Source organism: Bacillus lumedeiriae, from assembly GCF_044891285.1.
GTDB lineage: Bacteria > Bacillota > Bacilli > Bacillales > Domibacillaceae > Pseudobacillus > Pseudobacillus lumedeiriae.
Map to the genome: position 1 here is coordinate 209,678 of NZ_JAUIYO010000004.1, position 9,500 is coordinate 219,177.

The window sequence follows — 9,500 nt, forward strand, 5'->3', positions numbered from 1 at the left end:
AAACAGTAAAGGATACTAGATTGAATGTTTTTTAATAAGCATCTGAACACATTAAAACCCCTTGTACGCCAAGGGGTTTTGGTTGTGTCTGTTTTTACTATTTATGCACAGTGTTATACATCGTTGATGAGTCAATGTTCTTAACTACTGTATAAAAAAGATCATTTTGTTAAACTCTCGGGACAGTTAAAAAGCTTGTTCTATAGAGTGAAATTTGGCAGAGTGTTTCGCAGCGCACCAAAAGCCTGTTGCACTTGAGCTAGTTTCTCTTCATTTGTTAAACCCGCCAAATCACCTACTGAACCAGCACGAATACATAAAGGTCCAATATTTAATTGAATTAAACCTAGAAGTACTACTGTAGTTGTGCAAGGAATGTTTATACAAAGAAGGTCACTATCTTCACAAACAGTTCCTTCCGGGCATGTAGGGCACTCCGGCTCCTGCTGTGCAGCTATATCGTTGTTCTTTCTCATAGTATTTCATCTCCTTTCTATTAAATTACTCTATATTATGTAGGTTCCTTCTTATTTGAAAGGGGTAAAGTCCCATCTTTCGATAACTATTATCTTCGTTTCAAACTTACTTGAATTAACTCGCATATTATAAAAAAACCCCCCAACTCTTCGCCAGAAGTGTTGAGGGGTCCCTTTATTCTATAACAACATATTATATATAATTTCAATTCACAATTCTTTAAAGTTCCTCCCCGTACCGGCCCCGCCTACGCCGAGTACGATGATGACCACGCATGTCATCCGACCTGTTTTTATTATAAATGAAAACGTTTTCAAACGGCAATAAATTTCATCATACAAATTTCGACAGCCGCACGACTAAAATAAAAAATGCTTATCTTGGAGGACTCTTTGATTTCCGCTATAATGATTAATTAGTTTAAAAATTTTATAGAAAGAAAGGTTGTCTTGATGAAAAAGAAGTTACTATTTATCGGAATAGGAATTCTGATCATTTTTCTCCTATTGATTGGTACGTATAAATTAATGAATGCTAGAACATACCAGTTATTTGGAGGATTAACGTCACAGGTGGAAACTAGCAAAAAAGTAATTGCTTTAACTTTTGATGATGGTCCGACGAAGAATGTAAATGAGATTCTGCCGCTATTGGATCAATACAATGCCAAGGCTACCTTTTTTCTCATTGGTGAAGAGATAGAGAAACATCTAGAGGAAGCAAAGAAAGTAGTCGAAGCAGGACATCAAATTGGAAACCATACTTATTCACATAACCGAATGGTCTTAAAAACATCTTCCTATATTAAAGATGAAATTGAAAAAACAGACCGGCTCATTAGAAAAGCAGGATATGAGGGGGAAATTGATTTTCGGCCGCCAAATGGGAAAAAGCTTGTAGGATTGCCTTATTACTTAAATAAGCAAAACAGAGACACAATTACTTGGAACCTGGAACCTGACACCTATTACACCTCTGCGGCTGATAAAGTCGATTATGTAAAAGACAATGTAACTCCTGGCTCGATTATTTTGATTCATGCCATGTACGATGAAACGGGTAAAGAACTTAAAGCAATCGAAGGGATTTTACAGTCACTATCAGAAGCAGGTTATACATTTGTCACTGTCGATGAACTGCAGAAATGATAGGCTATAATGAGCGAACTTGAAATTCCAGTTCTCATCAAAAAAGCCATCAACATTTCTTATGAAAAGTTGATGGCTGCTTTTTATAATAACTTATTACATATAATTTCAATTCACAATTCTTTAAAGCTGCTCTCTGCACCGGCCCCGCCTACGCCGAGTACGATGATGACCACGCATGTCATCCGACCTGTTTTTATTATAAATGAAAACGTTTTCAAACGGCAATAAATTTCATCATACAAATTTCGACAGAACGAATAAAGCCACTTGCTTTCGTGTTAAAAACCTTTCGTTCAGTTAGCTTTCATCATAGACACAAACAGTTTATTGGACGATTGCTTATAAACCCCGTATCATTTTTTAATGAAGAGTCATCACTAACAAGGAGTGAACAAAATGACTACGATGAAAACAAAGAAATTTCGAGGTATTCCGTTATCTGTTCTGGACCTCGCCCCAATTACAGAAGGGAGCAGCGCAGAACAGTCCTTTAAAAACAGTGCAGACTTGGCCCAGCATGTAGAGAAATGGGGATTCCACCGCTATTGGCTGGCAGAACATCATAACATGCCGGGCATCGCCAGCTCAGCTACATCTGTGATTATTGGTCACATTGCCGGCAAAACAAAGCACATTCGTGTCGGCTCTGGGGGCATCATGCTGCCGAATCATGCGACGCTCGTCATTGCGGAACAATTTGGTACACTTGAATCCCTTTATCCGGGACGAATTGATTTAGGCATTGGCCGTGCCCCTGGCAGCGATCAGGCGACTGCTTTCGCGCTGCGCCGCACGCTTCATAGCCAGGTGGAGGATTTCCCGCTGCAGCTGGACGAGCTACAGGCCTATTTCGAAGTGAACCCAACTGCACGTGTCCGCTCTTTTCCTGGTGAAGGTCTTCATATTCCAATTTGGCTGCTCGGTTCAAGTGGCTTCAGTGCCCAACTTGCTGCTGAAAAAGGCTTGCCGTTTTCCTTTGCCAGCCATTTTGCACCAGACTACACACTGCCGGCATTGAATATTTACCGCGACCATTTCAAACCATCCAATGTTCTGAAGGAACCTTACGCCATGGTCGGGGTGAACGTGATTGCTGCCGAAACAGACGAGAAAGCTCAGTGGTTAGCTACCTCCCAGCAGCAGCAATTCTTAAGCTTGCGAAGAGGAGAGCCAACCCAATTAAAACCGCCTATCAACAATATGGATGACATATGGGACCCCTTTGAAAGAACTGCGATCGAAAAAACACTGGATTCCCATGCCACCATTGTCGGCGCGCCGGAAACAGTGAAACAAAAACTCGAAAGCTTCCTAATTGAAACAAAAGCAAACGAGGTCATCATCAACTCACAAATCTTCCACCACGAAGACCGCCTTCGTTCATACGAAATTATTGCGGAGATGATGAATTAAATAAGAATCGAGGCTTATACAAGCCCGCCCATTTCCTTATCGAATGGATGGGTATCACACCCACTATGTAGAAATTAAAACGACTGAAAATGATGGCCATGCGTATAAATAAGGCGGGGTGAAAACTAAGTTTTCACCCCGCCCTCTTGTCCTTTACCCTTCACTTGACCAGCTTTTGCAGCTTTTCATTTCTTTCTTCCTGCTCTTCTTTTGATGAAAGATCGTACTTTTTCAACAGATGAAACAATTCATTCAATGTTTGCTGGGAATGCCTGCTCTTTAAAAAAAGATGAATATCTCCGTACAATGATTCCGGTAAAAACGACTGCTGGCTTTCCAGCTTTTGAATGACCTCTTCTCGTGAATGATCGATATTGCATTGGCCCATATACGTCACCCCTTTTAATTATTTCTTCTTCCTTCCATTCACAATCTAACACAAAACTAACAGCCTCTCACCTTTTTAGTACCCCTTCCATCTTTTCATTGCTTCCAAAAGAATGAAAAAGCACACTTCTGAGGAATAGGCTTGCATAACCCAAAAGTGTGCTTCTATTAATGAATAGGATGTACTTTATTGATTCATTTGAGCAAGAAAGTCTCCAAGCAGGTCTTCCAGATCCTCCTCTTCAGCAGGAAGCGTTTCCGTGCTTTGAACTCCTTCCCACTTAAAGTTATTGAGGTCATCATCGTTATTTCTATTTGTTTCTTCTGAATGTACTTCTTCTTGTTCCTTTTCATCATTTGTCTGCAGTTGGTTACTTTCTGAACGCCATTCTATCTCCATTGCTTCTCCAGCAGCTATTTCTTCCTGAAGATACAGGGCATCCTCTATCTCTAATGCACTGCTGTTTAATGATGCAAAAACGGAAGCTGTACGGATAGGGTCAGATAACAATTGATACACAATACTGCCTAGTAATGCCTCAGAGTGTTCGTGCTTTAACCAATCCCGCTGTTCTTTATTTAGTCCTTTTGGAAGGGGAATCGCGATTGTCTCTCTTTGTTTCGACAATGAGTCATTCACCCCTTGCATCACAAACTCAGCAATTTTACTGGAAAAGTTTCTTTTTTCCACTTCCTTTAGCCTTTGCAAATGCTTTAGGACGTGATCAGGTGTATCGGAGGGAATACGAAACGTAATAGGCTGTCCCCTCCTCATTCCCATCTCCTTCATGAAATCACCCTATTTATTTTTTGACCAGCTTTTGTTCTTCACTTTGCTTTTCTTTTTGATTTTTTTTTGAAAAATCAGCAATCAGTTTATAATAAGCATTGGCCATCATCCAGATACTTTCTTTCTCATCTTCAAAGAAATCAATGTTATATCCATCTAAACTATTGTTTAATGCTTTGAGGTAGTCTTTTAAGATAATAGAGCCGCCTCCGATGAAATAACAAATCTCTGTCTGCGAGTTCTTTTGCCAGATGTTCCTCAAGTGGCGATATTGCTTTTTCGCCAACTCTAAAAGAATCCGATCAACAATATCATGAACGCTTGTCCGGCTTCCTTTCACCATAATATGATTTCGATCATTCTTCTTCGTAATAATTTCCACAACGTCCCGGCGGCTATCGAGCTCTACCCCATGTTTAGAGCGGATTTCTTCTCGAATAGCTTCAAGAGACTCTGATACTCCCAAGTTAAAACCTTGTGCCTTATCGTCATCTACCTTGCGATTTTTAATGACTGCGACATCTGTTGATAATCCCCCAATATCTTGAATAAGAATTCTCTTATCAATAAGATCTTTATTAATAATGTTTAAATTATTATCCATCACAAGGTTAATAAAAGCAGCAAATCCTTCTGGATAAACTTTCACTTCTTCAAATTTAATATTGACCTTGATTCCTTGATATTTAGGAGTCACTAGAAACTCTACTTGGTGAACGGAGCTGAGCAGACGAGAACGGTAAGCAACATCCTTCCCTTCCTTTACTTCTCTAAGAGGAAGTCCCGTTCCTAATATGTAAGTCGCCTCAATAACATTGTTAGAACGCTTAAAGATCTGTTTATTTTCTTCCCGGGCTGCATCTATTGCCAAAGCCGCAAATAACATAACAAGTGTTTGATCTTCCTCAGACTTGCTGCTTCCTGGGTCTAATTCTGCTGAATTGCTGCTTTTTGTAGCCAAATGCCCTACACGATAAATAGCATTGTTTTCTTTTAGAGTAGGAGAGTGTACACGAATATGGATACCATCAATAGGATCTTGATTATCTAGTTCCTCTATCCCAATAATTGGACGATCCGCAACATCTCTAGCGATTACGTTAGGAATATGAATATCCGTTTCCAGCTTTCCAAAAATGCCTTTTAGTGAATCATTTCCTACATCAATTGCTGCAATACGAGAATTTGCCAATAAACTCATCCTTTCAGCCTCTTTATTGAATATTTACATAATTCTGAAATTATTTTATCTAACTTTCCCTCACCGGTCAATCTTTTTTCCCAACTATTACAAAATTGTAAACATGTATACTTACTTGTATTTTTGTGTACAAATTCGTAAACATGCTTAAAACACGCCTTGTGTACATATTTGTACACATGTTTACGTTTTTGTTTACTAATGTATTCAATATGTAAACATGTACACAAGAAAGTGTACAATCTATTTGATCTTGTAAACATGTATACATAAAAGTGTACAAATCACCTTATCGTGTACACATGTTTACACAAAGGTGTACCCTGCAAGTGACTTCCCCTATAAGTTCCTAAACTATACTTGTTCAAAATATATATAACCAATAAAAAAGAAGGAACTTTCTCCAAAACGAAAAAAGTTCCTTCTCTACATTATTCCCCTAAATCCACGTTGTGGTACACTTGCTGAACGTCTTCTAAATCTTCCAACGCATCAATCATTTTCTCAAATTGTACCTGACTATCTTCTGGAAGAGTTACATCATTTTGCGCAAGCATCGTTAATTCCGCAACTGTAAACTCATTTATACCTGCGTTCTTAAATGCTTCCTGCACAGCATGGAACTGGTCAGGTTCAGCATAAACGATCACTGCATTTTCTTCTTCTTCAATATCCCGTACGTCTATATCTGCTTCCATTAATAGTTCAAGCGCTTCATCCGCTGTTTTTCCTTCAATACCAATAACAGCTGTTGCGTCAAACATATACGCAACTGATCCGCTTACTCCCATGTTACCACCGTTTTTACCAAAAGCAGCACGGACTTCCGATGCTGTACGGTTGACGTTATTTGTTAGTGCATCAACAATCACCATAGATCCATTTGGCCCAAAACCTTCATAACGAAGTTCATCGTAGTTTTCTTCTGAACCGCCTTTTGCTTTTTCAATCGCACGATCAATAATGTGTTTTGGTACACTGTATGTTTTTGCGCGTTCAAGTACAAACCTTAAAGCCTGGTTTGATTCAGGATCAGGCTCGCCCTGTTTGGCTGCTACATAAATCTCCCGTCCAAATTTCGCATAGATTCGACTCGTATTTGCATCTTTTGCTGCTTTTTTTTCTTTAATATTGTTCCATTTACGGCCCATTATGAACACTCACTTTCCACTTTGAATCTGCCTAAAAGACTAAATGCGACAAAAGTTTCTTCTACACTTTTTCAAAATAGTGATAAAGGGGACTTTATGATTTCGTCTGACTAATAAATAATACAGATAGATATGCTTGTATCATTCACAAATTATATTATACATCAATTGACTAATTGATGACGAGTGCATTCAATATGGAACCTTTAAAAAATTTTTTATCATTTTAGGCAAAAAAACTCCTACTTCAAACGGCTTGCAGAACAGCAGGAGCGCTCAAGGTAAATCAATTAACATGAAACGTGATTCTGACTCTGCTGCTACATGCAGTGTAGTTGTTTCTGTTATACGAGCTGAGTCGCGTTTATTTAAAGTGGTTTTACTATTTATCCTTACATCTCCCTCAATTACAAATAAAAAGATTCTCCGGCCCTCTTTTTGCGTAAAAGTAACCTCTCGTCCTCGTTCTAGATCGGATAAATAGATCGTTAAATCCTGATTAATATGAGCTGAGTGATTGGAAGTTGGATTTTTGCTTACAATAGGCAACAACGCATTCTTCATCTTTTCTATATCAAAACTTGTCTGCTCATATGATGGAGCTACACCGGGCTTTTCAGGTTCAAACCACATTTGTAAAAGGTTTACGTTTTCCGTAGAGGAAGGATTGACCTCCGAATGAACAACTCCTGTCCCTGCTGACATCCGCTGGACCTCTCCAAAGGTTGTAATGGCTGAGTGTCCTGTACTGTCTTCGTGTTTTAAATAACCTTCTAATACAACTGATACAATCTCCATTTCGTGATGTGGATGTGCTCCAAACCCTTTAAGCGGTTTTATAATATCGTCGTTTAGAACACGCATCGGACCAAAATTCATATTATTAGGATCATAATATTCTGCAAAGGAGAAACTGAAGTTACTTTTTAACCAGCCGTGATCTGTTGTATAACGTGATCTTGCAGGATACATATTTATCATTTAAATCCCAACCTTTTTTCAAATTAATATCGTCTATTTTCATATACATACACTAGACCTTTATTTACCGCTAGTTAATATATTATCAATTTGAGCAAACTATATAAAAAAATTATAATTCTTGAGCATAAAACCCTAATTTTTTTAATTGTTTAATCATTACTTCTTTTTCCTCAGATTCCAGACCACCAAATATCTCTTGAATAGCCTCCTTATGCTTAGGAAAAATACTGCCCATTAATTCATGGCCTTCTCGCGTGATTGATGCGTACGTGACACGGCGGTCTTTAGGACATGGTTTTCGCACTAAAAAGTTTTTCTTTTCTAACTTATCAACAACATAAGTAATACTGCTGCTTGCCAGTAATACTTTATCGCCAATTTTTTGTATTGGCTGGTCTCCTTTATTAAACAACAACTCAAGAACTGCGAACTCAGTAGGGTTCAGTCCATAGCTTTTTATATCCTCTTCAATCCTCTTTGTTATGGACTGTACTGCTCGGGACAATACAACAAATAGCTTTAAAGACAGGTCTTGTTCATTCATCAAATTCATAATTATCAATCCTTTTACAAATTATCTCGATTTCGAGATTTATTATATAACCTTCCCATTAGCGAGTCAATAAATAACTATAACTTTTTAAAGTAGAGAATTGTCCTATCCTGATGGATTAAAGATATAAATAAACGAAAACCCCCCTACTTTTCTGCACTAAGAAGAAAAATAGGGGGTTTTCCAAAATGTATAACTCCGCAGGCAAGATTCGAACTTGCGACCGATCGGTTAACAGCCGATTGCTCTACCACTGAGCTACTGCGGAATAGAGTGGGCCTGAATGGACTTGAACCATCGACCTCACGCTTATCAGGCGTGCGCTCTAACCAGCTGAGCTACAGGCCCATTTATATAAATAAATGGAGCGGGTGATGGGAATCGAACCCACGACATCAGCTTGGAAGGCTGAGGTTTTACCATTAAACTACACCCGCAAATAAGAAGGTGGCTCAGGACGGAATCGAACCGCCGACACATGGATTTTCAGTCCATTGCTCTACCGACTGAGCTACTGAGCCATAATAAAAATATTTCATACAGGTCTACCCTGCCAATGAAGGATATTAGAGCATAATAAAAAGTAGGTATAATCCTACTCGAAAAAAGTATGGCGGTCCGGACGGGACTCGAACCCGCGACCTCCTGCGTGACAGGCAGGCATTCTAACCAACTGAACTACCGGACCGTAAGAGAATGATAAGTATTTATGGCGGAGGAAGAGGGATTCGAACCCCCGCGCGGTTTAACCCGCCTGTCGGTTTTCAAGACCGATCCCTTCAGCCAGACTTGGGTATTCCTCCAGATAAATATGATGGAGCCTAGCGGGATCGAACCGCTGACCTCCTGCGTGCAAAGCAGGCGCTCTCCCAGCTGAGCTAAGGCCCCCTAATATAATTTTAAAATTCCCACTGGTCGGGAAGACAGGATTCGAACCTGCGACCCCTTGGTCCCAAACCAAGTGCTCTACCAAGCTGAGCTACTTCCCGCTCATATATGGCGCGCCCGAGAGGAGTCGAACCCCTAACCTTTTGATCCGTAGTCAAACGCTCTATCCAATTGAGCTACGGGCGCATAAATTTAAATGGTGCCGAGGACCGGAATCGAACCGGTACGGTAGTCACCTACCGCAGGATTTTAAGTCCTGTGCGTCTGCCAGTTCCGCCACCCCGGCAGATTTGGAGCGGAAGACGGGATTCGAACCCGCGACCCCCACCTTGGCAAGGTGGTGTTCTACCACTGAACTACTTCCGCGTGTAAACTTGGTGCGGGTGAAGGGAGTCGAACCCCCACGCCTCGCGGCGCCAGATCCTAAGTCTGGTGCGTCTGCCAATTCCGCCACACCCGCATATAAAAGTGGTGAGCCATGAAGGACTCGAACCTTCGACCCTCT

9 protein-coding genes and 12 tRNA genes are annotated in these 9,500 nt (G+C 40.1%); 2 read left to right on the forward strand and 19 right to left on the reverse strand.

Annotation, left to right across the window (positions count from 1 at the left end):
* Nucleotides 1-200: 200 nt before the first annotated feature.
* The gene (locus tag QYG89_RS08580; protein WP_404316577.1) at nt 201-476 is read right to left on the reverse strand and encodes a hypothetical protein; all 276 of its coding nucleotides are present in this window, start codon (nt 474-476) and stop codon (nt 201-203) included.
* A gap of 453 nt (nt 477-929) precedes the next feature.
* Here QYG89_RS08580 and QYG89_RS08585 point away from each other — a divergent pair, with 453 nt between their 5' ends.
* Together QYG89_RS08585 and QYG89_RS08590 are read left to right on the forward strand one after the other, a co-directional pair.
* Complete coding sequence (locus QYG89_RS08585; protein WP_404316578.1) at nt 930-1,625, forward strand: polysaccharide deacetylase family protein; 696 nt, start codon at nt 930-932, stop codon at nt 1,623-1,625.
* A gap of 399 nt (nt 1,626-2,024) precedes the next feature.
* Nucleotides 2,025-3,041 (forward strand): LLM class flavin-dependent oxidoreductase, encoded by a 1,017-nt coding sequence (locus QYG89_RS08590; protein ID WP_404316579.1) that lies wholly within the window; start codon nt 2,025-2,027, stop codon nt 3,039-3,041.
* 160 nt (nt 3,042-3,201) lie between these two features.
* Here the strand turns inward: QYG89_RS08590 and QYG89_RS08595 are convergent, their stop codons facing one another.
* The 18 genes from QYG89_RS08595 to QYG89_RS08680 all read right to left on the reverse strand — a co-directional run bounded on the left by QYG89_RS08595 (nt 3,202) and on the right by QYG89_RS08680 (nt 9,455).
* On the reverse strand, nt 3,202-3,429 hold the full coding sequence (locus QYG89_RS08595) for a hypothetical protein (RefSeq protein WP_404316580.1): 228 nt from the start codon (nt 3,427-3,429) through the stop codon (nt 3,202-3,204).
* A 186-nt stretch (nt 3,430-3,615) separates the two neighbouring features.
* A complete protein-coding gene (locus tag QYG89_RS08600; protein ID WP_404316581.1) occupies nt 3,616-4,203 on the reverse strand; it encodes a hypothetical protein in 588 nt (195 codons plus the stop codon).
* Nucleotides 4,204-4,231: 28 nt separating this feature from the next.
* On the reverse strand, nt 4,232-5,410 hold the full coding sequence (locus QYG89_RS08605; RefSeq protein ID WP_404316594.1) for an Alp7A family actin-like protein: 1,179 nt from the start codon (nt 5,408-5,410) through the stop codon (nt 4,232-4,234).
* Between the two features lie 440 nt (nt 5,411-5,850).
* Nucleotides 5,851-6,570 carry a YebC/PmpR family DNA-binding transcriptional regulator gene (locus tag QYG89_RS08610; protein ID WP_404316582.1) on the reverse strand — a complete coding sequence of 240 codons (720 nt, stop codon included), beginning with the start codon at nt 6,568-6,570 and terminating at the stop codon, nt 5,851-5,853.
* A 276-nt stretch (nt 6,571-6,846) separates the two neighbouring features.
* Nucleotides 6,847-7,551, reverse strand: a complete 705-nt coding sequence (locus QYG89_RS08615; protein WP_404316583.1) for a pirin family protein — start codon at nt 7,549-7,551, stop codon at nt 6,847-6,849.
* Nucleotides 7,552-7,663: 112 nt separating this feature from the next.
* Nucleotides 7,664-8,107, reverse strand: coding sequence for a MarR family winged helix-turn-helix transcriptional regulator (locus QYG89_RS08620; protein WP_404316584.1), 444 nt, complete (start codon nt 8,105-8,107; stop codon nt 7,664-7,666).
* Between the two features lie 196 nt (nt 8,108-8,303).
* A tRNA-Asn gene (locus tag QYG89_RS08625) sits at nt 8,304-8,375 on the reverse strand.
* 6 nt (nt 8,376-8,381) lie between these two features.
* Nucleotides 8,382-8,455, reverse strand: a tRNA-Ile gene (locus QYG89_RS08630).
* A 15-nt stretch (nt 8,456-8,470) separates the two neighbouring features.
* Nucleotides 8,471-8,544: transfer RNA gene (locus QYG89_RS08635), tRNA-Gly, on the reverse strand.
* Between the two features lie 11 nt (nt 8,545-8,555).
* Nucleotides 8,556-8,628, reverse strand: a tRNA-Phe gene (locus QYG89_RS08640).
* A gap of 90 nt (nt 8,629-8,718) precedes the next feature.
* A tRNA-Asp gene (locus tag QYG89_RS08645) sits at nt 8,719-8,795 on the reverse strand.
* Nucleotides 8,796-8,817: 22 nt separating this feature from the next.
* Nucleotides 8,818-8,910 (reverse strand) — tRNA-Ser (locus QYG89_RS08650).
* 12 nt (nt 8,911-8,922) lie between these two features.
* Nucleotides 8,923-8,995, reverse strand: a tRNA-Ala gene (locus QYG89_RS08655).
* A gap of 24 nt (nt 8,996-9,019) precedes the next feature.
* Nucleotides 9,020-9,096, reverse strand: a tRNA-Pro gene (locus QYG89_RS08660).
* 8 nt (nt 9,097-9,104) lie between these two features.
* Nucleotides 9,105-9,181: transfer RNA gene (locus QYG89_RS08665), tRNA-Arg, on the reverse strand.
* A gap of 11 nt (nt 9,182-9,192) precedes the next feature.
* Nucleotides 9,193-9,281 (reverse strand) — tRNA-Leu (locus QYG89_RS08670).
* 5 nt (nt 9,282-9,286) lie between these two features.
* Nucleotides 9,287-9,361: transfer RNA gene (locus tag QYG89_RS08675), tRNA-Gly, on the reverse strand.
* Nucleotides 9,362-9,370: 9 nt separating this feature from the next.
* Nucleotides 9,371-9,455 (reverse strand) — tRNA-Leu (locus QYG89_RS08680).
* Between the last annotated feature and the right edge of the window lie 45 nt (nt 9,456-9,500).

What these genes read in the sequence shown, in the direction of transcription:
- QYG89_RS08580 (WP_404316577.1), bottom strand. Translation starts at nt 476, where the DNA reads ATGAGAAAGAACAACGATATAGCTGCACAGCAGGAGCCGGAGTGCCCT.
- QYG89_RS08585 (WP_404316578.1), top strand. Translation starts at nt 930, where the DNA reads ATGAAAAAGAAGTTACTATTTATCGGAATAGGAATTCTGATCATTTTT.
- QYG89_RS08590 (WP_404316579.1), top strand. Translation starts at nt 2,025, where the DNA reads ATGACTACGATGAAAACAAAGAAATTTCGAGGTATTCCGTTATCTGTT.
- QYG89_RS08595 (WP_404316580.1), bottom strand. Translation starts at nt 3,429, where the DNA reads ATGGGCCAATGCAATATCGATCATTCACGAGAAGAGGTCATTCAAAAG.
- QYG89_RS08600 (WP_404316581.1), bottom strand. Translation starts at nt 4,203, where the DNA reads ATGAGGAGGGGACAGCCTATTACGTTTCGTATTCCCTCCGATACACCT.
- QYG89_RS08610 (WP_404316582.1), bottom strand. Translation starts at nt 6,570, where the DNA reads ATGGGCCGTAAATGGAACAATATTAAAGAAAAAAAAGCAGCAAAAGAT.
- QYG89_RS08615 (WP_404316583.1), bottom strand. Translation starts at nt 7,551, where the DNA reads ATGATAAATATGTATCCTGCAAGATCACGTTATACAACAGATCACGGC.
- QYG89_RS08620 (WP_404316584.1), bottom strand. Translation starts at nt 8,107, where the DNA reads ATGAATTTGATGAATGAACAAGACCTGTCTTTAAAGCTATTTGTTGTA.